This window comes from Plantactinospora sp. BC1 (genome assembly GCF_003030345.1).
GTDB lineage: Bacteria > Actinomycetota > Actinomycetes > Mycobacteriales > Micromonosporaceae > Plantactinospora.
The window spans coordinates 3,414,510-3,437,980 of the sequence record NZ_CP028158.1 but is presented as its reverse complement, the minus strand read 5'-3'; the positions used below and the strand labels follow the sequence as shown (position 1 = coordinate 3,437,980).

Annotated in this window: 15 protein-coding genes and 2 pseudogenes; 13 read left to right on the top strand and 4 right to left on the bottom strand. The window is 73.8% G+C overall.

The genetic code is table 11. From position 1 onward, the window contains the following. Positions 1 to 103: 103 nt before the first annotated feature. The 9 genes and pseudogenes from C6361_RS14800 to nudC all read left to right on the top strand — a co-directional run bounded on the left by C6361_RS14800 (position 104) and on the right by nudC (position 14,369). Positions 104 to 3,580 (top strand): ATP-dependent helicase, encoded by a 3,477-nt coding sequence (locus C6361_RS14800; protein WP_369931427.1) that lies wholly within the window; start codon positions 104 to 106, stop codon positions 3,578 to 3,580. Next, positions 3,577 to 7,068, top strand: a complete 3,492-nt coding sequence (locus tag C6361_RS14795; RefSeq protein WP_107270962.1) for an ATP-dependent DNA helicase — start codon at positions 3,577 to 3,579, stop codon at positions 7,066 to 7,068. Before C6361_RS14800 ends, C6361_RS14795 begins: the two co-directional genes overlap by 4 nt. Positions 7,069 to 7,328: 260 nt before the next feature. Beyond that, the gene (locus C6361_RS14790; RefSeq protein ID WP_101369720.1) at positions 7,329 to 7,532 is read left to right on the top strand and encodes a cold-shock protein; all 204 of its coding nucleotides are present in this window, start codon (positions 7,329 to 7,331) and stop codon (positions 7,530 to 7,532) included. Positions 7,533 to 7,757: 225 nt separating this feature from the next. Continuing rightward, positions 7,758 to 9,273 (top strand): annotated as a pseudogene (locus C6361_RS14785) (DEAD/DEAH box helicase). Positions 9,274 to 9,342: 69 nt separating this feature from the next. Continuing rightward, entirely contained in the window at positions 9,343 to 9,549 is a 207-nt protein-coding gene (locus tag C6361_RS14780; RefSeq protein WP_107257891.1) for a hypothetical protein, read from the top strand. Between the two features lie 187 nt (positions 9,550 to 9,736). After that, the gene (locus C6361_RS14775) at positions 9,737 to 10,684 is read left to right on the top strand and encodes a hypothetical protein (RefSeq protein WP_107268087.1); all 948 of its coding nucleotides are present in this window, start codon (positions 9,737 to 9,739) and stop codon (positions 10,682 to 10,684) included. An 81-nt stretch (positions 10,685 to 10,765) separates the two neighbouring features. Then, positions 10,766 to 12,079 (top strand): pitrilysin family protein, encoded by a 1,314-nt coding sequence (locus C6361_RS14770; protein ID WP_107268086.1) that lies wholly within the window; start codon positions 10,766 to 10,768, stop codon positions 12,077 to 12,079. After that, the gene (locus tag C6361_RS14765) at positions 12,076 to 13,401 is read left to right on the top strand and encodes a pitrilysin family protein (RefSeq protein ID WP_107257894.1); all 1,326 of its coding nucleotides are present in this window, start codon (positions 12,076 to 12,078) and stop codon (positions 13,399 to 13,401) included. The genes C6361_RS14770 and C6361_RS14765 overlap by 4 nt, the downstream gene beginning before the upstream one ends. Next, complete coding sequence (gene nudC, locus C6361_RS14760) at positions 13,398 to 14,369, top strand: NAD(+) diphosphatase (protein ID WP_199853355.1); 972 nt, start codon at positions 13,398 to 13,400, stop codon at positions 14,367 to 14,369. The genes C6361_RS14765 and nudC overlap by 4 nt, the downstream gene beginning before the upstream one ends. 285 nt (positions 14,370 to 14,654) lie before the next feature. On the opposite strand, the pseudogene C6361_RS14755 reads toward nudC, so the two are convergent. Together C6361_RS14755 and C6361_RS14750 are read right to left on the bottom strand one after the other, a co-directional pair. Next, positions 14,655 to 14,888 (bottom strand): annotated as a pseudogene (locus tag C6361_RS14755) (hypothetical protein); the annotation flags it as partial. 387 nt (positions 14,889 to 15,275) lie between these two features. Continuing rightward, a complete protein-coding gene (locus C6361_RS14750) occupies positions 15,276 to 16,250 on the bottom strand; it encodes a helix-turn-helix transcriptional regulator (protein WP_107257895.1) in 975 nt (324 codons plus the stop codon). 407 nt (positions 16,251 to 16,657) lie between these two features. Between C6361_RS14750 and C6361_RS14745 the strand changes: the two genes are divergently transcribed. Further along, a complete protein-coding gene (locus C6361_RS14745) occupies positions 16,658 to 17,986 on the top strand; it encodes an MFS transporter (protein WP_107257896.1) in 1,329 nt (442 codons plus the stop codon). A gap of 59 nt (positions 17,987 to 18,045) precedes the next feature. Here C6361_RS14745 and C6361_RS14740 read toward each other — a convergent pair whose 3' ends face one another. After that, positions 18,046 to 18,291, bottom strand: a complete 246-nt coding sequence (locus C6361_RS14740) for a mycoredoxin (RefSeq protein ID WP_107257897.1) — start codon at positions 18,289 to 18,291, stop codon at positions 18,046 to 18,048. Positions 18,292 to 18,432: 141 nt separating this feature from the next. Here C6361_RS14740 and C6361_RS14735 point away from each other — a divergent pair, with 141 nt between their 5' ends. The 3 genes from C6361_RS14735 to C6361_RS14720 all read left to right on the top strand — a co-directional run bounded on the left by C6361_RS14735 (position 18,433) and on the right by C6361_RS14720 (position 21,796). Next, the gene (locus C6361_RS14735; protein ID WP_369931392.1) at positions 18,433 to 20,601 is read left to right on the top strand and encodes an ATP-dependent DNA helicase UvrD2; all 2,169 of its coding nucleotides are present in this window, start codon (positions 18,433 to 18,435) and stop codon (positions 20,599 to 20,601) included. 570 nt (positions 20,602 to 21,171) lie between these two features. Continuing rightward, positions 21,172 to 21,537, top strand: a complete 366-nt coding sequence (locus C6361_RS14725) for a WhiB family transcriptional regulator (RefSeq protein WP_101369728.1) — start codon at positions 21,172 to 21,174, stop codon at positions 21,535 to 21,537. A gap of 1 nt (position 21,538) precedes the next feature. Beyond that, positions 21,539 to 21,796, top strand: a complete 258-nt coding sequence (locus C6361_RS14720) for a hypothetical protein (RefSeq protein ID WP_234359501.1) — start codon at positions 21,539 to 21,541, stop codon at positions 21,794 to 21,796. Positions 21,797 to 21,911: 115 nt separating this feature from the next. Here C6361_RS14720 and C6361_RS14715 read toward each other — a convergent pair whose 3' ends face one another. Then, a complete protein-coding gene (locus C6361_RS14715) occupies positions 21,912 to 23,303 on the bottom strand; it encodes an AarF/ABC1/UbiB kinase family protein (RefSeq protein WP_107257900.1) in 1,392 nt (463 codons plus the stop codon). Positions 23,304 to 23,471 lie beyond the last annotated feature (168 nt).

The following is a 23,471-nucleotide window of genomic DNA, read 5'->3' as shown; positions in this document are numbered from 1 at the left end:
GGCGACCCGTCGGAGCCGGTGGGTGCACCGGGAGTGCGACGGGAGCGTGGCGCGGGGCGTACCTGAGGGTGCCTCGTCGGGGCGGCGTGGTGTGATGGGCGGCGTGCAGGCGTACCGGCTGGTCCGTCGGCCGGCCGAGGCCGGACCGGCGCGACACGACGACCCCGTGCAGCGGGAGGTGGTCGGACACACCGACGGCCCGCTGCTGGTCCTGGGTGGACCGGGTACCGGCAAGACCAGCACCCTGGTCGAGGCGGTGGTCGCCCGGGTGGCCGAGGGTGTCGACCCGGAACGCATCCTGGTGCTCGCGTTCAGCCGCCGCTCCGCCACCGCGCTGCGGCACCGGATCGAGGCCCGGATCGCCGAGGCCACCAACCGGGTACTGCACGAGCCGCTGGTCCGCACCTTCCCGGCGTACGCCTTCGGGCTGCTGCGCAGGTCGGCGGCGGAACGCGGCGAGCCGTCCCCCCGACTGCTCACCGGCCCCGAGCAGGATCTGATCATCCGGGAACTGCTCGGCGTGGTCGGGGTCGAGGAGACCGAACCCGGTGACGGGGACGAGATCGACGACCCGGTCGGCTGGCCGGCGGAGTTGCGGCCGGCGCTGCGTACCCGGGCCTTCGCCGAACAGCTCCGCGACCTGCTGATGCGGGCCGCCGAGCGCGGGATCGGGCCGGTGGAGCTGGCCCGGCTCGGCGAGAAGCTCGGCCGGGCCGACTGGCCGGCGGCGGCCCGCTTCCTCCGGCAGTACGTCGCCGTGCTCGCCCTGCGCGACGTCACCACCCGGGGCTCGGTCGCCTACGACCCCGCCGAACTCGTCCGGGCCGCCTCCGGGCTGCTCACCGACGACCCCGACCTGCTCGACGCCGAGCGGGCCCGGCTCGCGCACGTCTACGTCGACGAGCTGGCCGACACCGACCCGGCCCAGGTGGACCTGCTGCACCTGGTGACCGGCGGTGGCAAGTCACTGGTCGCGTTCGCCGACCCGGACTCGTCCACGTACGCCTTCCGGGGCGCCGACCCGGAGATCGTGCACCACTTCGCGCACCGGTTCCGTACCGTCTCCGGGGCGGTGGCCCGGACGCTGGTGCTGCACACGTCGTACCGGGCCGGGCCGGGGCTGCTGGACGCGACCCGGCGGCTGGCGCGGCGGCTGCGCGGGCCGGTGGCCCACCGCGACCTGCGCCCGGTGCCGGACGCCGAGCCGGGGACGGTGGAGATCCGCACCTTCCGTTCCGGCACCAGCGAGGCTGCCTATCTGGCGCACGCGCTGCGCTCGGCACACCTGCTCGACGGGGTGCCCTGGTCGCGGATGGCGGTGCTGCTCCGCTCCACCACGCTGCAACTGCCGCCGTTGCAGCGCGCCCTGCACACCGTCGGGGTGCCGACCGTGGTGCACGCCGAGGACCTGCCGCTGCACCTGCAACCGGCGGTGGCGCCGTTCCTGCTGCTGCTGCGCTGCGCGCTCGAACCGGACCGGCTCGACGAGGAGGCGGCGGTGACGCTGCTGCACTCGCCGCTGGGCGGCGCCGACCCGCTGGCCGAGCGGCGGCTGCGGCAGGGGCTGCGCGCGCTGGCGCTGGCCGGCGGCGACCGGCGCCCCTCCGGGGACCTGCTGGTGGAGGCGTTGCGGGACCCGCGCGACCTGCTCACCATCGAGCGCCGCTGGGCGGCACCGGCCCAGGCGGTCGCGAACCTGCTGGCCGCCGCCAGGGAGGCGGCCGCGGTGCCCGCCGCCACCGCCGAGGACGTGCTCTGGGCGGTGTGGCGGGCCAGCGGGCTCGCCGAGCGCTGGTCCGGCGCACTGGCCCGGGCCCGTACCGCCGCCGGGGCGCAGGACAGCGGGCTGCGCTGGCGGGCCGCCGCCGCGGACCGGGACCTGGACGCGATCGTCGTACTCTTCGACGCGGCGGCCCGGTTCGTCGACCGGTTGCCAGGGGCGCGTACCGAGGTCTTCCTCGACCACGTGCTCGGGCAGCAGTTGCCGGCCGACACCCTCGCGCCGAGCGCCGACCGGGGCGAGGCGGTACGCCTGCTCACCGCGCACGCGGCCAAGGGGCTGGAGTGGGACCTGGTCGCGCTGGCCGGCGTACAGGAGGGGATTTGGCCGGACCTGCGGCTGCGCGGCAGCCTGCTCGGCTCGGAGCGGCTGGTCGACCTGCTCGCCGGCCGGGGCGAGGGCGCCGGTGTCGCGGCCACCCTGGTCGGGCAGAGTTCGGCGATGCTGGACGAGGAACGCCGGCTCTTCTACGTCGCCGCCACCCGGGCCCGGCGCAGGCTGCTGGTCAGCGCGGTCGCCTCGGCGGCGGTCGGTGTCGCCGACCACGAGGAGCAGCCGAGCCGCTTCCTCTACGAACTCGGCCCCACCGTCGAACGCCCGGACGACGGCGACGGCCGCACCGGCCAGGGCGGACCGGAGAGCGGCGGTAGGCCCGGCGGCGGGGGCGGGGCGACCCCGGACCCGGACGGGGTGCCGGCCGAGGAGGCCGACGGCATGGCCGACGACGTACCGACGCTGCCCGTCGCCCGGCCGCCCCGGGCGCTGACGCTGTCGGCGCTGGTCGCCGAGCTGCGTACCGCCGTCACCGACCCGGAGGCGTCGCCGGCCCGGCGGCGCGCGGCGGCGGAGGAGCTGGCCCGGCTGGCCGTCGCCGGGGTGCCGGGGGCGCATCCCGACGACTGGTGGGGGCTGCGGCCGCTCTCCGACGACCGGCCCCTGGTCGACGAGGGCGAACCGGTCCGGGTCACCCCGTCCGGGATGGAGAGCGCGCTGCGGTGCAGCCTGCGCTGGCTGCTGGAACGGCACGGCGGCAAGGCGCCGGCCAGCTCCGCGCAGGGGGTCGGCAACCTGGTGCACGCCGCCGCGATGCTCGCCGAGGACGCCAGCGCCGACCGGGGCAAACTGCTGGAGTACGTGACGGCGCGGTTCGACGTGATCGAACTCGCCGCCCGCTGGATGGCCGGCACCGAACGGGCCCGCGCCGAGGTGATGGTCGACAAGCTGCTGCGCTGGCTGGCCGGCAACCCGCGCCGGCTGCTCGCCATCGAACACGAGTTCGCGGTACGCCTCGACGACCCGAAGCGGCCGATCGAGCTGACCGGCCGGGTCGACCGGCTGGAGGTGGACGCCGAGGGCCGGCTCGTGGTGATCGACCTCAAGACCGGCAAGTCGACGGCGGTGACCGCGTCGGAGCTGGCCGAGCATCCGCAGCTCGGTGCCTACCAGGCGGCGGTGGAGGCGGGCGCGTTCGCCGACCTCGGCGCCGGGTCGGAGTCCGGCGGGGCGGCGCTGGTGCAGCTCGGCACCTCGACCCAGGACGCCCGGGAGCAGGTCCAGCCGCCGGCCGGCGCGGCCGAGGACGCGGGTGGCTGGGCGCGGGCGATGGTCCGGCGTACCGCCGACACGATGGCCGCGGCCACCTTCTCCGCCGTTGCCAACTCGAAGTGCCGGGTCTGCCCGGTACGCAGCAGCTGCCCGATCTCCGGGCAGGGCCGGCAGGTCGTCGAGCCGCCCACCCGGCGCCGCCCGGACAGCCCGCCGAAACCGCCCGGCCAGCGCGGCGGCGGGGGCGCCCGATGACCCAGCCCTCGCTGTTCAGCCCGGCGCCGACCCAGCGGGTCGCCGACGCCGGGCCGCGCTACACCCCGGTCGAGCTGGCCAAGCTGCTCCGGCTGCCGGCACCCACCCTGGAGCAGGCCGCGATCATCTCGGCGCCGGTCGAGCCGCTGCTGGTGGTCGCCGGGGCCGGTTCCGGCAAGACCGAGACGATGGCCGCCCGGGTGGTCTGGCTGGTCGCCAACGGGTACGTCGAACCCGGGCACGTCCTCGGCCTCACCTTCACCCGGAAGGCGGCCGGAGAACTCGGCACCCGGATCCGGACCCGGCTCGGTCAACTCGTCCGTCGGCTCGGCCGCAACAGCCGCAACAGCGACGACGACCCGTTCGGCGGCGAGCCGACGGTGGCGACGTACCACTCGTACGCGGCCCGGATCGTCACCGAGCACGGCCTGCGTGGCGGGTACGAGCCGTCGACCCGGCTGCTCACCGAGGCGTCCCGCTGGCAGATCGTCGACTCGATCGTCCGCAACCACGACGGCGACATGTCCGAGGTGGAGCGGCAGCCGAGCACCGTCACCGACGCCGTACTGGCGCTCGCCGCAGACCTGGCCGAGCACCTGGTCACCCCGGACGAGCTGGCCGCCTGGACGGGACGGTTCTTCGCCGAGGTGCAGTCCCGGCCCGGCCGGGTCTACGCCGACGTACGCAAGGCGCTGCACGTCCAGCAGCTCCGGCTGCGGCTGCTGCCGCTGGTCCGGGCGTACGCCCAGCGCAAGGACGACTTCGAGGCGATGGACTTCGGCGACCAGCTTGCCCGGGCGGCGCGGGTGGCCCGGGACCACCCGGAGGTGGGCGCGATCGAGCGCGGGCGCTACCGGGTGGTGCTGCTCGACGAATACCAGGACACCAGTCACGCCCAGGTGGTGCTGCTCCGTTCGCTCTACGGCGGCGGGCACCCGGTCACCGCCGTCGGCGACCCGTGCCAGTCGATCTACGGCTGGCGGGGTGCCAGCGCCGGCACCCTGGACCGGTTCCCGACCGAGTTCGCCCAGCCGGACGGCACGCCGGCCCAGGTGCGCACCCTCACCACGAGCTGGCGGAACCGGCCGCAGATCCTGGACGTCGCCAACGGGCTCGCCGCGCCGCTGCGGGCCGCCGGGGCGCAGGTCGCCGAGCTGGCCGCCGCGTTCCGGGTCGACGAGGAGATCCCCGGCCGCACCGGCCGGGGGTACGCCGGCGGCACGGTGCACTGCGCGCTGCTCGACACGTACGCCGACGAGGCCGACTGGATCGCCGACAGCATCCTCGCCGCCTGGCGGGGCGCGGCCCGGATGCCGGACGCGCTGCCGGAGCAGATTCCGGTGGTGGCCCGGCCGACGACGGCGGTGCTGGTCCGGCTGCGCAGCCAGATCCCGGCGATCGAGGCGGCGCTGCGGGACCGGGGACTGCCGGTCGAGGTGGTCGGCCTCGGCGGGCTGCTGGACACCCCCGAGGTGCGGGACGTGGTCTGCACCCTGCGGGTGCTCTCCGACCCGACCGACGGTGCCGCGCTGCTCCGGCTGCTGACCGGAGCCCGCTGGCGGATCGGCCCGCGTGACCTGGTCGCCCTGCACCGCCGGGCCACCGCGATCGCCGGGGCCCGCCGGGAACTGCCCCGCTCCGACGGCGACGACGACGAGCCGGAGATCGTCACCGACCGCCTCGACGAGGCGACCCTGGTCGAGGCGCTGGCCGACCTCGGGCCGGCGCAGGCGTACTCGGCGGAGGGTTACGCCCGGCTGCGGGCGTACGCCAAGGAACTCGGCCTGCTCCGGCACCGCCTGGACCAGCCGCTGCCGGACCTGCTCGCGGACGTCGAACGGACCATCGGCCTCGACGTCGAGGTGGCGGTCCGCGCCGGCAGCGACGGCCGGGGCGGCGACGCCGGACTGGCCCGGGGGCACCTGGACGCGCTCGGCGACGTGGCGGCCCGGTTCGCCGGTGACTCGGCCGGTGCGCCGCTGCACGCCTTCCTGGCCTTCCTCGCCGCCGCCGAGGACGAGGAGCGGGGACTCTCCCCGGGCGAGGTCGAGGTGGTGGAGGGTGCGGTGCAGATCCTCACCGCGCACGCCGCCAAGGGCCTGGAGTGGGATGTGGTCTCGGTGGCCGGGCTGAGCCGGGGCGTCTGGCCGGGTACGGCCCGGGGCTCCGACCACTATCTGCTCGGCCTCGGGGTGCTGCCGTTCCCGCTGCGCGGCGACGCGGACGGGCTGCCCGAGCTGGCGCTGCACGACGCCGACGACCAGAAGGCGGTGGCCCGGGCGCTGGCCACCTTCACCGACGACTGGCGGGCGCACGACGAGCGGGAGGAACGCCGGCTGGCGTACGTCGCGGTCACCCGGCCGCGCCGGCTGCTGCTCTGCTCCGGCTACTGGTGGGGCGAGGGGACGAAACGGCCACGCGGCCCGTCGACCTTCCTCTCCGAGGTGTACGAGTGGTGCCTGACCACGCCCGAGGCCGGCGAGAGCGGCTTCGTGGTCGACGCCTGGGCGCCGGAGCCGGCGGCCGACGCCAGCAACCCGACCACCGAGGTGGTGCTCCGGGCCGAGTGGCCGGCCGACCCGCTCGGTGCCCGTCGGCCGGTACTCGCCGAGGCCGCCGCCCTGGTCCGCCGCCTGATGTCGGAAGAACCACCCGAGGCGGAGCCGACCCAGGCGACCGGCGACCCCGCACGGGCGGACGGCACCGACCGGGCGGACGGCGCCGGTGGTGAGGACCCGGCGGACGGCGCCGGTGGTGGGGAGTTGCCGCCGGTCGACCCGGAGGCGGCGGCCGTCGCGGCGGCCTGGCGGCGCGAGGCCGAACTGCTGCTCGCCGAGCGGGACATGCTGGCGGACCGCTCCGGACCGGTCGAGGTGGCGCTCCCCCGTCACCTGTCGGTCTCGCAGCTCGTGACGCTGCGCCGGGACCCGGCGGCGCTGGCCCGCGCGTTGCGCCGGCCGATGCCCCGGCGCCCCGAGCCGTACGCCCGGCGCGGCACCGCGTTCCACTCCTGGCTGGAGCAGCGGTACGGGATCAGCCGGCTGCTCGACGTCGACGAGCTGCCCGGGGCGGCCGACTCGGACGCCGCCCCGGACGAGGCGCTGGCCGAGTTGCAGGAGCGCTTCCTGGCCAGCGAGTGGGCCGAGCGCACTCCGGTGGAGGTGGAGGTGCCGTTCGCCACGTCGATCGGCGGGCTGCTGGTCCGGGGCCGGATGGACGCCGTCTTCACCCTCCCCGGCGGCCGGTACGACGTCGTCGACTGGAAGACGGGGCGGCAGCCGACCGGGGTCGAGGCGGAGGCCGCCGCGGTGCAGTTGGCGGCGTACCGGCTGGCCTGGGCGGAACTGGCGGGTGTGCCGGTCGACCGGGTCCGGGCGGCCTTCCACTACGTACGGGAGAACGTGACCGTACGTCCGGCGGACCTGCTCGACGCCGACGGCCTGGCCGCGCTGGTGGCGCAGGTGCCGGAGGCGGCGGCGGGCGGTTGAGCCCCGCCGGGGGCCGGCTCGTCGGATTTGATCGCCAGAATCCGCTCGGTCGGGCCGATCGTGTGCTAACGTTGCGGCGTTGCAGTTTTGGTTCCCAGAGACTCTGTGTGCGCCTGCGGGATTGTGACCGTAGGCGCTCTTTGTTATGTCCGGAGTTCTCCGGGCGGGGCGACCAGAGCGACAGCCGTCCACCGGTTCGGTGGGCAACTACTCGGTCCGCAACAGGTGCGGACCGAACGTTCCGTCAGGAGACGAAACACATGGCAATTGGCACCGTGAAGTGGTTCAACGCCGACAAGGGCTTCGGCTTCATCACCCCGGACGGCGGCGGCGCCGACGTCTTTGCCCACTTCTCCGCGATCCAGAGCTCCGGCTACCGGAGCCTGGACGAGAACCAGCGGGTGGAGTTCGAGGTCACCCAGGGCCAGAAGGGCCCGCAGGCGGAGAACATCCGCCCGATCTGACCGAGCATTCCTGCGCGGCGCTAGCCCGACGCAGAGGTTCGACCACCGCGCCCAGACCGGCGTGGTGACGCGGCCAGCCCGCGCCCGACGGCACGGGCTGGCTCCCGCGTATTTCCCGGTCCGTGGCTGCGGTCACCGGGCGCACCGCCGCCGGTGGCCGAGCCTCGGCGGCGGGCGCCGGTGACCTTCCTCGACACGTACCGCTTCGAGGAAGGTCCGCCCGTAATGACCCGCACCATCCAGACTTTCGCCGACGCGCCGCTGGCCGCCGGCCTGCACGCCGCGTTGACCGAGAACGGCATCCTCACGCCGTTCCCGATCCAGGCCGCCACGCTGCCCGACTCGCTCGCCGGTCGGGACGTGCTCGGCCGGGGCCGTACCGGCTCCGGCAAGACCCTCGCGTTCGGCCTGCCCCTGCTCTCCCGCACCGCCGGCCGTCGGGCCCGGCCGGGCCGCCCGCTCGGGCTGGTCCTGGTCCCGACCCGCGAACTCGCCCAGCAGGTGACCACCGCCCTCGCCCCGTACGCCCGCACGCTCGGGCTGCGCTGCGCCACCGTGGTCGGCGGACTCTCGCTGAGCCGGCAGGCCACGGCGCTGCGGGCCGGCGCGGAGGTGGTGATCGCCACACCGGGACGGCTGGCCGACCTGATCGACCGGGGAGACTGCCGGCTCGACGAGGTCACCGTCACGGTGCTCGACGAGGCCGACCAGATGGCCGACATGGGTTTCCTCCCCCAGGTGACCGACCTGCTGCGCCAGGTGGCGCCGGGCGGGCAGCGGATGCTCTTCTCGGCCACTCTGGACCGCGGCGTCGACCGGCTGGTCCGCCGCTTCCTCACCGACCCGGTCTCGCACTCCGTCGACCCGACGACCGCCACCGTCACCGCGATGACCCATCACGTCCTCCAGGTGGAGGCGGTGGACAAGACGACGGCGACGGCGCAGATCGCGGCCCGGGAGGGCCGGGTGATGCTCTTCGTCGGTACCAAGCACCGCGCCGACCGGCTGGCCAAACAGCTGATGACCAGGGGCGTACGGGCGGCCGCCCTGCACGGCGGCAAGTCGCAGCCGCAGCGGACCCGTACCCTGGAGCAGTTCAAGTCCGGTCAGGTGACCGCCCTGGTGGCGACCGACGTGGCGGCCCGGGGCATCCACGTGGACGGGCTCGACCTGGTGGTGAACGTCGACCCGCCGACCGACTCGAAGGACTACCTGCACCGGGGCGGCCGTACGGCCCGGGCGGGCGAGTCCGGCCGGGTGGTCACCCTGGCCCTGCCCGAGCAGCGTCGGGAGGTGGCCCGCCTGCTCAGCGACGCCGGCATCCGGCCCGAGACGCTGGCGGTCCGCCCCGGTGACCCGGCCCTGATGAAGCTGACCGGAGCGCGGGTCCCGTCCGGGGTTCCGGTGTCGGCGCCGGCCGGCCGGCCGACGATCGCCACGACCGCGACGACGGTTTCGGCGGCGGTGCCGAAGCCGCGGTCCGAGAACGGTGGAAGTCGCCGGGCATCCCGCTCGCGCCGGCTTCGCCGGGTCGCCTGACCGCTCGACCGCCCTCCCGGCGTCGCCCTTCCTGGCTCCCGTCCTTTCCGCGCTCTCGCTCCCGCGTTCGGTGACGGGGGGTGAGTGCGCGCTGACCCTCGAACGCCCGTCCCGAAGGGCGAGACGGTCGATGCTCCGATCGGTCAGCACAACTATGCCCGCGAATACACCTGATCGGGTCCGATGGGCGACTGCGGAGTAACCATCGACGGGCCATCCTGTCCTGGGGAACCAGCGGCCACGGGGGTGGGTCGCGATGGGGGAGGTTGCGATGACCGTGCGTGTCGGTCAGGGCTCGACGCGGGAGATCCTGGTGGTGCTCCTGCTCGCGGTCAGCGGTCTGCTCCTCGCCACCGTCGTCGTGTTCACCCCGTGGTACGGCCTGGCCGCCGGGGCGCCCGAGGTCGAGGTGGTCGAGATGCACTCGCCGGCCACCTCCGGCGACGGGATCGAGATGACGGTCGCCGGAGACGGCTGACCGCCTCCGTCGCCAGCCCTACCGGGCTGTCGAGCGCCGACGGCCCTACCCGGTCGTCGGGGCGTCCACCGACCCTGCCGGTCGCCGGGTGCCGTGGCCTGGCGGTTGTCGGGCGTACGGCTGCCCGCCGGTTGTCGAGCGGTCGGCGGGTCGGCTCGCCCGGCGGTCGGTGGTGTTCACTAGGGAGATGCCGGACAACGTCCCGAGGGGGACCGACGGCGCCGAGGGCCGACCCGGCGCCGCCTGGGCCGCCGGTGCCGTAACCCGGATCGGCCTGCCCGCACCGCCGCCGGAACCACCCGAACCGGCCCCCGGCCCGGCGGGTCCGGACCGTCGGCTGTGGTGGTTCGCCGGTACGGCCGGCGGCGTACTCGTGATCGGCCTGGTCGTCGTGCTGGGGCTGACCATGTCCGGCGGCGTCGACCCGCTCTGGAGCCGGCCGGCGGCGCCGACGGACGTACGGCCGCCGCTGGCCCGGAAGTGTCCGCTCCCCGGCTCGTCGGCGCCGGACGCGCCCGGTGCGCCGTCGCCGAACGTACCCGGGTCGCCGGGGCCGACCGCCCCGGAGCCGGACCCGGTCGTCCCGCCGGCCGGGCCGGGGCAGCCGCGCGGCGGGGAGCGGACCGTCGACCCGGAGGCCGGAATCTCCTACGCCACCTACGGCCCGCCGTGGCAGCCGTGGCGGACGGTGTGGAGTGCCGGGACGCTGGAGGTGCCGTACAAGGTCGGGCAGCACTTCGTCACCGAGCGGGAGTACGACGGGTTCAGCGACTACCACGCCTCGATCCTGTCGGCGGCGGTGCCGGCGGCGGAGAACGACGCCCTCACCTTCGACCTGGAGTGCGTCGGCCGGCAGGTGGCGGGCGACGTCCGGGCGGAGTACTACCCGCAGCCGAACCGGATGGAGTCGATCCGGGACGGGCGGACCTCGCTGGGCGGGCGGCCGGCCTGGGTCTCGGTGTTCCGGCTGCACTTCACCCGGCCACGGCTGCGGGCCACCGACGAGTTGGCCGCCGTCGCCTGCATCGACGTGGGCCGGTCGACCGTCGCCGTCCTCTACGTCTCGATACCCGGGACCCACCGGGAGTTCGACTGGGTGGTCGAGCACGCTCTCGCCTCGGTCCGCCCCGTCTGAGGCGAGCCCGGCACGCCGGAGGTGTGGTCAGGTACGCCGAGGCCGACCACCGGTGGTGGCGGGACGCGCTAGGGTCGGTGCGTGGCGGCGGGAAGATCGAGAATTCCAACGACGAAGCATTCGGTCGAGCGGTTCACCCTCGACAACGGCCTCCGGGTGGTGCTGGCCCCGGACCGCAGCGCTCCGGTGGTCGGCGTGGCGGTCGTCTACGACGTCGGCATCCGGTCGGAGCCGGAGGGCCGGACGGGTTTCGCGCACCTCTTCGAGCACCTGATGTTCCAGGGCTCGGAGAACCTGGAGAAGCTGGCGCACTTCCGGCACATCCAGGGTGCCGGCGGGACCTTCAACGGCTCCACCCACCTGGACTACACCGACTACTGGGAGACGTTGCCGAGCAACGCGCTGGAGCGGGCCCTCTTCCTGGAGGCGGACCGGATGCGCGGGCCGAGGCTGACCGAGGAGAACCTCCGCAACCAGGTCGACGTGGTGAAGGAGGAGATCCGGGTCAACGTGCTGAACCGGCCGTACGGCGGGTTCCCCTGGCTGCGGCTGCCGCCGGTCATGTTCGACACGTTCGCCAACGCGCACGACGGGTACGGCTCCTTCGACGACCTGGCCAGCGCCAGCATCGCCGACGCGACCGACTTCTTCGACCGGTACTACGCCTGTGGCAACGCCGTACTGGCCGTCGGCGGGGACCTGGACGTGGCGGAGGTGACGGCGCTGATCGAGCGGCACTTCGGCGACGTACCTGCCCGGCCGGCGCCGACCCGCCCCGACTTCGCCGAGCCGGACCTGACCGGGGAGCGGCGGGAGTCCTACACCGACCGGCTGGCGCCGCTGCCGGCGGTGGCGGCGGCCTGGCGGGTGCCGGACCCGATCGGCGACTTCGCCGGCTACCTGCCGTACGTGGTGCTGGCCGAGGTGCTCACCGACGGCGACGCGTCCCGGCTGGTGGAGCGGCTGGTACTGCGGGACCGCTCGGTGGTCAGCGTCGGCGGCTACCTCGGGCTGATGGGCGACCCGTACGACGTCCGGGACCCGACCGCACTGTTGATCGAGGCCCATCTGCCGGCCGACAGCGAGGTCGACAAGGTGCTGCGCACCATCGACGAGGAGATCGACCGGCTGGCCACCGACGGGCTGGCACCGGACGAGCTGGGCCGGACCCAGGCCCGGATGGCCACCCACCTGCTCCGGGAGACCGACGCGGCGCTCGGCCGGACGCTGAAGATGGCCGTGCTCGAACAGCAACGGGGTGATCCGGGGCTGCTCGGCGAACTGCCCCGGCTGGTCGGCGAGGTGACCGAGGAGCAGGTACGGGCGGCCGCCGCCACGCTGCGTCCGGAGCGTCGGGCCGCCATCGAGGTCGTACCCGGTGGAGGTGCCCGATGAGTGTCCGTACGCTGCCCGCGCTCGGGCCGACCCGCAAGCTCAAGCTGCCCCGCGAGGTGGAGCGCACCCTGCCCAACGGGCTGACCGTGATCGCCCTGCGCCGGCCGGCCGTACCGCTGGTCGAGGTGCGGCTCTGGCTGCCGTTCGGCCGGGCGCACCTGGCCCGGGGCCTGATGATGTCGCAGACCCTGCTCTCCGGCACCGCCACGATGTCCTCCGTGGAGATCGCCGCCGAGTTGCAGAAGGTGGGCGGCGGGCTCTCCACCGCGCTCGACTCCGACCGGTTGCTGGTCTCGGGCACCGGCCTGGTCACCGGCCTGGACCGGCTGTTGGAGCTGCTCGCCGAGGTGCTGACCGGCGCCACCTACCCGGGCGACGAGGTCGCCACCGAGCGGGCCCGGATGGTCAACGGGATCCGGATGGCGCAGAGCCTGCCGGCGTACCTGGTCCGGAGGGCGCTGCTGAAGCGGATCTACGGCAAGCACCCGTACTCGGTGCAGACTCCGGAACCGGAGCAGATCGAGGCGGTCCGGCCGGCGGCGCTGCGCAGCCTGCACGCCGCCCGGGTACGCCCGACCGGGGCGATCCTGCTGCTGGTCGGCGACGTACAGCCGGCAAAGGTGCTGGACGCGGCGGAGCGGGCCCTCGGCGGCTGGACCGGGGACGGCGCGCCGGGTGAGCTGCCGCCGATCCCGGCGCTGGAGCCGGGGCCGCTGCTGCTGGTGGACCGGCCCGGTTCGGTGCAGTCGTCGGTCCGGCTGGCGCTGCCGGCGGTGCCGCGCACCCATCCCGACCATGCCGCGCTGCAACTGGCCAACCTGGTCTTCGGCGGCTACTTCTCGTCCCGCTGGGTGGAGAACATCCGGGAGGACAAGGGCTACACGTACGGGCCGCACTCGTCGATCGAGCACGCCGTCGCCGGTTCCACGCTGATGGTCTCCGCCGAGGTGGCGACCGAGGTGACCGGGCCGGCACTGCTGGAGACGGTCTACGAGCTGGGCCGGCTGGCCTCGCTGCCGCCGAAGGAGGACGAGCTGGAGCAGGCCCGGCAGTACGCGCTCGGTACCCTCCAACTCGGCATCTCGACCCAGGCCGGGCTGGCGGCGGTGGCCAGCTCGTACGCCGGTTCCGGACTGCGCCTGGAGTTCCTGGCCGAGCACGCGGCCCGGTTGGCGAAGGTGACCCGGGACGACGTGGCGACGGCGGCGGCGAAATATCTGGCTCCGGCCCGGGCGGCCACGGTGGTGCTCGGCGACGCCGGCCAGGTGGAGGGTCCGCTGGGTGTGCTGGGACCGGTCCGGACCGAGGCCGCGGGATCGTGACCTCCGGTCCACCGCCGACGGACCTGCCGGCGGGTCATCCGCCGCTGGCCCGGTCCACGCTCGACCGGGCCGCGCACCGGCGTACCGACCCGGGCTGGTTGGCCGAGGCGTGGCAGCGGGCCCGGGTGTTGGTGGTGGACGTGGCGAACGGCGGCCGGAGCCTGGTCGGTTCGGCCGGTGGCAGGCCGGAGCTGGTTCTGCTCGGTCCGGACGCGGCCGCGGAGAGCGCGCCGGCCGCCCGGCTCTTCCTCGGCGTCGAGCCGGACGGGGTACCGGTCTTCGCGGTCGACGCGCCGCTGCCGGAGCTGGCCGGCACCCGGCCGGCGAACCTGCGCGAGGTCGGGCACCTGCTCAGCGACCGGGACGCCGGCCTCTTCACCACGGCGGTGGCGCTGGCCAACTGGCACGCCCGGCACCTGTACTCGTCACTGACGGGTCTGTCCACCGTGGTCGGGGACGCCGGCTGGTCCCGGCGGGACGAGGCGGGCAACCAGCTCTGGCCGCGTACCGATCCGGCGATGATCGTGCTGGTGCACGACGGGGTCTCCGGTCCCGGCGGGCGGTGCCTGCTCGGCAACAACGCGGCCTGGCGCTCGGAGCGGGGGCTGCGCCGGTATTCCTGCCTGGCCGGCTACGTCGAGCCGGGGGAGTCGGCCGAGGACGCGGTGGTCCGGGAGGTCACCGAGGAGGTCGGCCTCGTCCCGCATCACATCGGGTACGTCGCCAGCCAGTCCTGGCCGTTTCCGGCCTCGCTGATGCTGGGTTTCTTCGCTCTCGCCGACCCGGACCGGCCGATCCGGCTGGACCCGGCGGAGATCGCGCACGCGGGTTGGTTCAGCCGGCGGGAGATCGCCACGGTGCTGGCCGGGGAGGCGGTCGAGGTCGGTGACGGGCTGCGGTTGGCGCTGCCACCGCCGTCGTCGATCGCGTTGTTCCTGATCCGGAGCTGGCTGGAGGATGCCCGGTAGCCCGGGAGCGTTCCGCACAAATCTTGGCCCGCGAGCGTCGTTGCCGCGACGATCACGGGCCAAGATCATAGGCCGTCGTTGCCGGGTCAGGCATGGTGCGTGGCGGGGGACGCCACCCCGGTCGACGACGGTCGTCTAGCCGAACCTCGACTGTGGGCCGAGGTTCCTGGGTTGCGGGTCGACTGTCGGCGGGCCGAACTCGACCGGGCCCGGTCCGGGTGCGTCCACGGGCAGGACCCGGTCGGCGGTCCGGTCCCGGAACGGCTGGTTGCGGTGCCGCCGGTCGGGCTCACCCACCGGCACCACCTTGACCCGCTGGCGCCCGGACCGCACCGCGCCCACACTGGACAGTGCCCGGGCGAGCAGCAGGGCGGCGTCCCGGTCCTCGGCGCGGACGATCTGACGGCGCTGTTCCGGAGAGGTCTGTTCGTCGCGGAGGCGCTCCCCCTGCGCCCAGGCAGCGGCCAACTCGTCATCAGCGGCGGCACGGATATCCGTGCGAACGATTAGAAACCGCATGGGTGTCTCCGAAGGCCGGTGACGGACGATGATCCTGCGATTACCTAACGAAGTCATTACGTGGAACTTCCACGTCCCCTCGGGTTATGTTCACCCATTCCTGGCCGGTGGGCAAGTGAAACGCGCCGATTGGAGTAGTTGCTCGTCCGATCAGGTGACACAGGGTCAACATCCCTTGGGCGGCCGGGAGGTCAGGGCGCCGCCGGCCGACACGCAGGGTCAGCTCCGCCGCGACGTACGACGAAGCCGCCGGCTCCCACGTCGGGAGCCGGCGGCTCGGAACCCGGATCCGTACGGCACCGGCGGAAGCGCCAGGATCGGCCGTGACACCGAACCCGGAGTCGCCGTCGAACACGGCGGCGCCCCGGGGTCGGATCGGGGGGCGAACTACTGCTCGGTCAGCCGTCCGGAGCGGCGACTGCGCTGGGTGGGCGGCATTCCCGGGTCGCGGCTGGCCGGCTTCCGGGGAGCCGACGAGCGCTGTGCCGCCGTCTCGGCGAACCAGGTGATCGTCTCCTCCGGACTCAGCGCCGCGTCCTGGAGCCACTCGAAGACCATCGAGTAGGTGGCGATCTCCTTGGGATCGGTCACCATCAGGTTGGTGGCCAGCCCCTCGATCGCGAGCGTCTCCGGGTCCTGCGGCTCGGCGAAGCGGTAGAGCGAGAACCCGGTGTGCGGCAGGTACCAGTCCGCGATGGTCTGCTCGGTGGGGAGGACCTGGAGCGTCACGTTGGGCAGTCCGGCGAGCTTGCGCAGCTGGATCAGCTGGGCCCGCAGCACCTCGCGCGGCCCGGCCCGGCCGCCGAGCGCCGCCTCCTCGATCACCGCGTGGTAGCGGGGCGGCTCGACCTCGCGGGTGAGCAGCGACTGCCGGGCCATCCGGGCCGCCACCTCGGTCTCGGCATCCTCGGTGTCGTCGCTGTCGGGGTCGTCCACGAGCTGCCGGGAGGAGAGGATGCGCAGGTTGACGTAGCCCTTGCTCTGCAACAGGCCGGGCACGATCACCGGGCTGTACTCGCGGATCTCCGCACAGCCCGCCTCCAGCTCGGCGTAACCGCGCTGCCGGGGCGTCATCGTCGCGTACGAGCGCAGCCAGCCCCGGATGTCGCCGGCCTCGTTGGTGATCGCGGTCAGTTCGTCGCGCAGCGCCCCGGTGACCTTGTAGAGGTCCAGCAGGTCGAGGACGTCGCGCAGGTCGGGCCGGCTGCGGCCGTTCTCCAGCCGGGACAGTTTGGAGGCCGACGCCCAGCCCACCGCCTCGATGACCTGGTCGCCGGTGAGCTTGGCGGACTCCCGCAGCTTGCGCAGTTCCGTGCCGAGCCTGCGCCGCCGCAGGATCGGGCTGGGTTGAGCAGGAGGCACTGGATCCTCGCTCTCGTTTCCGTCGAGCCCGTCGCCGGGCAGGTGCGGACCGTCCAGGTCGCGCTCCCGGCGGTCCAGTATGCCGCTCGTACTTCACGGCGTGCCGTCGAATGGTAACGGCGTGTCTAAATGGAGGGGGCTTTCCGGGACGCTTCCACCCCCCTGTCGTCGGATAGCCGATCGAGTTCCGAGCGCTACCAGCCGCCCCGCCACCATCGACTGCGACGAATTCTCACAACCACGACCCCCCGCCGTACGCCAGCAGAGAACGCGCCCCAACCAGTACGGCGAACAGCCGCCGCGGGCGACCCGGCGCCGGCGACCCCATCCGTCGGCGGTGAGCACGTCGAACCCGGGTGTCCGCGGTCCCCGAGCGGCTCGCCGCCACCTCGAAAGGGACCCCTCGCATGCGAACCATCCTGCGTCGCCCCGACTTCCGGCTGCTCTTCGCCGGACTGGTGTTCAGCATGACGGCAGAGTCGATCATGCTGTTGGCGCTCGCCGTCTGGGTGAAGGACCTGACCGGCTCGGACGGCATGGCCGGCGCCACCATCTTCGCCATGGTCGCGCCGATGGGGCTGGCCCCGATCGTGGGCTGGGCGGTCGACCGGTTCCGCCGCCGCCCCTTCTTCCTCGCCGCCAACCTGGTCACGGCGGTGATGCTCACCCCGCTGTTCCTGGTCCGGGACCGTACCGACGTCTGGATCATCTACGTCGTCGGTGCCCTGTACGGGCTCTCCTACGTCGCCCTCGGCGCGACCCTGAACGGGCTGATCAAACAGATCGTCCCCGAGGAGCTGATGGCCCAGGCGAACGGCGCGTTGCAGACCGTCAAGCAGGGCCTCCGGCTGGTCGGACCACTGGCCGGGGCGGCCCTCTACACCGGGGCGGGCGGCTGGACGCTGCCGACGGTCGGCATGATCGGGTTCGTCGCCGCCGCCTGTGCGGTCTCCGCGCTGCGGATCGCCGAGCGGACGCCCGGCCCGGCCCAGCTCCGCTGGGTGACCGAGGTCGGGGCGGGGCTGCGGCACATGGTCGGCGAGCCGGCGCTGCGCCGGGCGGTCGTCGGCGCCGCGCTGGCCGTCCTGGTGATGGGGTTCAGCGAGTCGCTGATCTTCGCGTACGTGGACCGGGGGCTGGGCCGGGAGCCGGGCTTCGTGGGAGTGCTGGTCACGGTGCAGGGCATCGGCGGGGTGCTCGGCGGGCTCTCCTCGCCGGCCGTGGTACGCCGGTTCGGCGAGCTGGCCGCGCTGGCCGTCGGGGTGGCGCTCTTCGCGCCCGGTGCGCTGCTGCTGGCGTACCCGACGATCTGGCTGGCCTTCGTCGCCCTGGTGCTGCTCGGCTTCGGCCTGCCGATCGCCTTCGTCGGGCTGAACACGCTGATCCAGCGCCGCACCCCGGGCCCGCTGCTCGGCCGGGTCGCCGCCGCCTCCGAGGCGCTGATCAGCGGCCCGCAGGCGATCTCGATCGGCACCGGCGCGCTGCTGGTCGGCTTCGTCGACTACCGACTGCTCTTCGTGGTGATCGCGGTGGTGATGACGATGGCGGCCGGGTACCTCTGGGCCGGGCGGGCCCTCTCCGCACCACCCGCCCCGGGTACGGCGACCCGCTCCGACGTCGCGCCGAACGTACCGGCGCCGGACGTGATCCTGCCCGACGTACCGCCGGTCGCCGGCTCGGCGGAGGCGTCGCCCTCGGCGGAGGCGTCGCCGACCTCGGGATCCCGGCCGCGCTGAGCGCCCCGTCGAACGGACCGTGCGGCGGTGGGCCCGCGCCGGGCCCACCGCCGACCCGGTCAGCTTCCGGCGAGCGCGGCCAGGTGCTTCTTGACGTCGACGATCGACGGGTTGGTCAGGGCCGAGCCGTCGTCGAACCGCACCGTCGGCACCGTCTGGTTGCCGCCGTTGACGCTCATCACGTACTCCGCGGCGGCCAGATCCTGCTCGATGTCCACCACCGTGTAGCCGATGCCCTCCCGGTCAAGCTGTGACCTGAGCCGGTGGCAGTAGCCGCACCAGGACGTGGAATACATCGTCAACATCGTCGAGACCTCCGCGGTGCTCAGTCGTTTCCCGGCCTGGCCAGACCGGTTCGGCCCGGTCGGGCGTCGGATCGGACGGGTTGCCGATCGCACAGGCTAAAGGTGCAACGTCGGGAGGGGCTGCCATGATTCCTACCTGTGGTGGCTGACTCGCGCGTGGAACGGATCCTGGCCGGACTCGACCCGGAGCAGCGCACCGCCGTGACCGCTCCGGCCGGGCCGGTCTGCATCCTGGCCGGCGCCGGCACCGGGAAGACCCGGGCGATCACGCACCGGATCGCGTACCGGGTGACGGCCGGCGAGGTCGCCGCCCGGCACGTGCTCGCGGTCACCTTCACCGCCCGGGCCGCCGCCGAGCTGCGGGCCCGGCTCGGCGCGCTCGGCGTACCGGGGGTGCAGGCCCGGACCTTCCACGGTGCCGCGCTGCGCCAGGTCCGCTACTTCGCCTCCCGACTGCTCGCCGGCCGGGAGATGCCCGAGCTGCTGGACAGCAAGGTCCGGCTGGTCACCCTGGCCGCCGCCCGGGCCGGGCTGCGCACCGACCGGGCCGCCGCGCGGGACCTGGCCGGCGAGATCGAGTGGGCCAAGTCGTCCCTGATCGAGCCGGGGGAGTACGTCGTCGCGGCGGCCAAGGCGCTGCGCGAGACGCCGCACGACCCGGCCAGGGTGGCCGAGGTCTACGCCGGCTACGAGAAGGTCAAGCGGGCCAACGGCGTGATCGACTTCGAGGACATGCTCCGGGCCGCGGTGTGGGGGATCGAGGAGCACCCGGACGTCGCCGAGCAGATCCGGGCACAGTACCGACACTTCGTGGTCGACGAGTACCAGGACGTCAACCCGCTCCAGCAGCGGCTGCTGGACGCCTGGCTGGGCGGCCGGGACGACCTGACCGTGGTCGGCGACGCCAGCCAGACGATCTATTCGTTCACCGGTGCCACCTCGGCGTACCTGATCGACTTTCCCCGCCAGCACCGGGACGCGGTGGTGGTCCGGCTGGTCCGGGACTACCGCTCGACGCCGCAGGTGGTCGGGCTCGCCAACGCGGTGATCCGGCAGGCTCGGGGTGCCGAGGCACGGCTGCGGCTGGAACTTCACGGGCAGCGGCCGCCGGGCCCCGAGCCTGATCTGCGGATCTTCCCGGACGAGCCGGCCGAGGCCGCCGCCGTGGCGGTGCGCTGTCGCGACCTGATCGCCGCCGGCACGCCGGCCCGGGAGATCGCCGTGCTGTTCCGGACCAACGCGCAGTCCGAGGCGTACGAGAAGGCGCTCGCCGAGGCGGAGGTGCCGTACCAGGTCCAGGGCGCCGAGCGCTTCTTCGAGCGGCCCGAGGTCCGGCAGGCGCTGGTCGCGCTCCGCTCCGCGACCCGCTCGACGCCGGGGGGGACGCCGCTGGTCCCGGCCGTGGTGGAGGCACTGTCGGCGGTCGGTTGGGCGCCCGACCGGCCCCCGCCCGGTGGCACCGCCCGGGAGAGCTGGGAGGCGCTGGCCGCCCTGGTCCAGCTCGCCGAGGAGTACGCGGCGACCCCGGTGGTACTGCCGCTCGGCGAGGCTGCCTCGGTCGAGCGGCCGGTGTCGCTGGCGGACTTCTGTGCCGAGCTGGGCCGGCGGGCCGCCGCACAGCACGTGCCGACGGTCGAGGGCGTGACGCTGGCGTCCCTGCACTCGGCGAAGGGGCTGGAGTGGGACGCGGTGTTCCTGGTCGGGCTCTCCGACGGCACGCTGCCGACCAGCTACGCGAAGACGGCCGAACAGCTGGAGGAGGAGCGCCGGCTGCTCTACGTCGGGGTGACCCGGGCCCGCCACTGGCTCTGGCTGTCGTACGCCTCGGCGCGTTCGCCCGGTGGTCGGGCCAGGCGGCCGTGCCGGTTCCTGCCGCAGTTCGAGCGTTCCGGCGGTGGTGGTCGCACCGTCGAGGCGTCCGGCGGGAGTCGGAAACCCGACCGTCGGCGTACCCAGGTCGTCTCCTGCCGGGTCTGCGGGGCGACCCTGCTGGCCGGCGCGGACCGGAAACTCGGCCGCTGCGCCACCTGCCCGTCCGACCTGGACGAGGAGTTGCTCGACCGGCTGCGCGACTGGCGGGCCCGGGTCGCCGGGGCGCAGAAGGTCCCCGCGTACGTCGTCTTCACCGACGCCACCCTGCTCGCGCTCGCCGAACGCCGTCCCGGCCGGCCGGCGGAGCTGCTGGCCATCGCCGGGATCGGCCCGCGCAAGGTCGCCCTCTACGGCGACGCGGTGCTCGCCCTGATCAGCGGTGTCGGCGTGCAGGACGTGCTCTTGACGGAGGAGCCGACCGAGCCGGCGCCGGGCTGAGCCGAGGGGGCGTCGACGGGTGGCGGAAGAAAGTTCCGAACTCTCGCCGTAATTCGTTTGCCCTCGCGCCGGGAGGAGGAATAGCCTCATGGCACACCTCGCGAGCGGCGGCTTTCAGGCTGTTCAAGAGGGGGACGAGTCCGATGTTGGCGACGAGTGAGAGTCAGGAGGTGGCCCCAATGGGGACGACCTATGTCACCCAGCGACCGTGGGCGCTGCCTGCTGCCCCCGCTCAGGTGTCAGAGGTCGGCTGCATGCTGATCACTGAACTCCTCCAGCGCTCGCAGGCGCACCAGGTCCTGACCCAGGCCGAGCTGGTTCAGGCACCCGCGTCCGCTGAGCACCAGGGGACCAATGGATTCACGGGCAATGGCATCCGTGTCGGCGTCAAGCGGATGGATGTCAGCGGGGTTCCACCTCGAGGGAGACCGGTCTAACACAGACCAGCCGGCTCACCTCGAGGCCGCGGACCCCGTACACCGGGATCCGCGGCCTTAGTCATTTCCGCACTGCCGAAGTAAGTCGGAACAGCGATCTACGAGATCGAAACGAGAGAGAGGTGACCGGGCGATGAGTCTGGCGTTGGCCCCCCTCGACGCGAACGTCGAGCTGGAGGCGAACCTGCCCTGCCGGAAGTTCGACCCCGACCTGTGGTTCGCCGACTCGCCTGCCGAGCTGGAGCTGGCCAAGTCGCTCTGCGGGGACTGCCCGCTGCGCGTCGAGTGCCTCGCCGGTGCGGTGGAGCGGGAGGAGCCGTGGGGCGTCTGGGGCGGCGAGATCTTCGAGCGTGGCGCGGTCGTTCCGCGCAAGCGGCCCCGTGGTCGCCCGCGCAAGGAGGACGTCGCCCGGGACGCGGCGCTGCGGGTCGAGGCCCAGGCGCGGCTGGCGGCCAGTGGCCTTGCCGAGTCGCGCAGCGCGGTCCGGTTGGCGGCCTGACATGAACCCGATCCGTACGAACGCCGGTCTGGTATCGGCGCCGAACACCGCGATGGCCGCGGTGTCGAAAACCATCACTGCCATGCCCATCCGAGACGGAGCCACCAAGATGCATCTCATCCACGAAGCGTTGTCACGGGCTCGAATGCGCCTGCCTCAGGCCGGTCGCAGCACCACGAGCACTGAGGCAACCCGATCCGCCCGCACGATCGCGCTGGAGGCCCGTCGCCGGGCCGCCCGCGAGCTGGGCAGCTTCTGAACCGTCGGCCCACGCCGTCGGTACGTGTCCGAACCTGACACCTAACAGCCGGGCCGGTCGCGGCGGGAGGAATCCCGTCGTGGCCGGCCCGGCGCCGTGACGTACCCGGGTCGGTTCAGGCCACCGGGGCGAATCCGGGCAGCCAGCGCTCCACGATGCCCCGGTACGGCGCCTTCGCCTCCAACTGGCAGAGCACCCCGATCGAGCCGAGGGTCACCCGGTGGATCAGCAGGTACGACGGCGGCAGGTTGAGCTGCCGCGAGAGCTGGTACGCCGGGGAGCGCGGGTTGGCCAGCCGGGCCGCCTCGACCCGCAGCCACGCCCGGGTGAACCGGAACTCCTCGACCGAGAGCGGTTGCAGGATCGGCATCAGGAAGTCGAGTACCGCCTGGGCGTCGATCGGGGTGTCGGGGCGGATGAACCCCTCCTCGCGCAGGCCGGCCACCACCGCCTCGGCGTCGCCGGCCAGGGCGAGCCGGACCAGCCGACCGATCGGTTCCGGGTGCCCGCCGGGGAGCCGGGCCACCGCACCGAAGTCGATCACGCCGAGTCGCCCGTCCGGCAGCAGCCGGAAGTTGCCGGGGTGCGGGTCGGCGTGCAGCAGTCCGGCGCGCATCGGGGCGGAGAAGTGCAGGGTGGCCATCAGCCGGCCGGCCTGGTCCCGCTCGCTCTCGGAGCCCGAGTCGATGATCGCCGACATCGGGGTGCCCTCGACCCAGTCGGTGACCAGTACCCGGGGCGAGGCGGCGACCACGCCCGGTACGAAGATCTCCGGATCGTCGGCGTACGCGGCGGCGAAGACCCGCTGCGACTCCGCCTCGAGTTCGTAGTCCAGCTCCTCGCTGATCCGTTCCCGCAACTCGTTGAGCAGCGGCTTGATGTCCAGGCCCGGCTGGATCGCCCGGAACATGCCACCGAGCCGGGAGAGTTGCTTCAGGTCGGAGAGGAGCGCCGGTCCGGCGCCCGGGTACTGCACCTTGACCGCGACCGGCCGACCCGCCGGGGTCGGGGTACCCGTCTTGGCCGCCGCCTTCGCACCGCGTCGCCGGACGGCCGGGGTGCTGCCGCTCTCGACCTTCCAGATCGCCCGGTGCACCTGGCCGATGCTGGCCGCGGCGGCCGGCTTGTCGTCGAACTCGACGAACAGCGACCGCCAGTCCGGCCCGAGCTGCTCGGCGAGCACCTTGTGCACGCTGGCCGCCGGCAGCGGCGGAGCCGACTCCTGGAGCTTGGTCAGCGCCTGCCGGTACGGCGCCGCGACCTCCTCGGGCAGCGCCGCCTCGAAGACCGACAGCGCCTGCCCGAACTTCATCGCCCCGCCCTTGAGCTGGCCCAGCACGCTGAAGAGCTGCTCGGCGGTGCGCTGCTGGATCTCGTTGGAGATCACCTCGGAGGCGAGGCCGGTGACCCGCTTGCCGACGCCGAGGACGGTCCGGCCAGCGAAGCCGAGTGGCAGTGCGGCGAGCTTGGCGGTCCGGGAGACGGCGCGGCGCGGGATGTCGGTCACCAGATCATTGTTACCGACTCGACGAGATCCGGTCCGCCGTCGGCGGGTGGCTCAGGCCACGTCCTCGCCGCCGTCGACTGGCCGGGCCCTGATCCGGGCGCCGGAATCCGCCCTCGCGTCCCGCGCCGTGCCCGACTGGGCGGGCCCGTCGCGCTGGTCCGCTCCGTG

Coding starts and splice junctions, on each gene's coding strand:
- C6361_RS14725 (WP_101369728.1), top strand. CDS start 21,172: ATGAGTCTGGCGTTGGCCCCCCTCGACGCGAACGTCGAGCTGGAGGCG.
- C6361_RS14720 (WP_234359501.1), top strand. CDS start 21,539: ATGAACCCGATCCGTACGAACGCCGGTCTGGTATCGGCGCCGAACACC.
- C6361_RS14765 (WP_107257894.1), top strand. CDS start 12,076: ATGAGTGTCCGTACGCTGCCCGCGCTCGGGCCGACCCGCAAGCTCAAG.
- C6361_RS14740 (WP_107257897.1), bottom strand. CDS start 18,291: ATGTTGACGATGTATTCCACGTCCTGGTGCGGCTACTGCCACCGGCTC.
- C6361_RS14790 (WP_101369720.1), top strand. CDS start 7,329: ATGGCAATTGGCACCGTGAAGTGGTTCAACGCCGACAAGGGCTTCGGC.
- C6361_RS14780 (WP_107257891.1), top strand. CDS start 9,343: ATGACCGTGCGTGTCGGTCAGGGCTCGACGCGGGAGATCCTGGTGGTG.
- C6361_RS14775 (WP_107268087.1), top strand. CDS start 9,737: ATGCCGGACAACGTCCCGAGGGGGACCGACGGCGCCGAGGGCCGACCC.
- C6361_RS14745 (WP_107257896.1), top strand. CDS start 16,658: ATGCGAACCATCCTGCGTCGCCCCGACTTCCGGCTGCTCTTCGCCGGA.
- C6361_RS14795 (WP_107270962.1), top strand. CDS start 3,577: ATGACCCAGCCCTCGCTGTTCAGCCCGGCGCCGACCCAGCGGGTCGCC.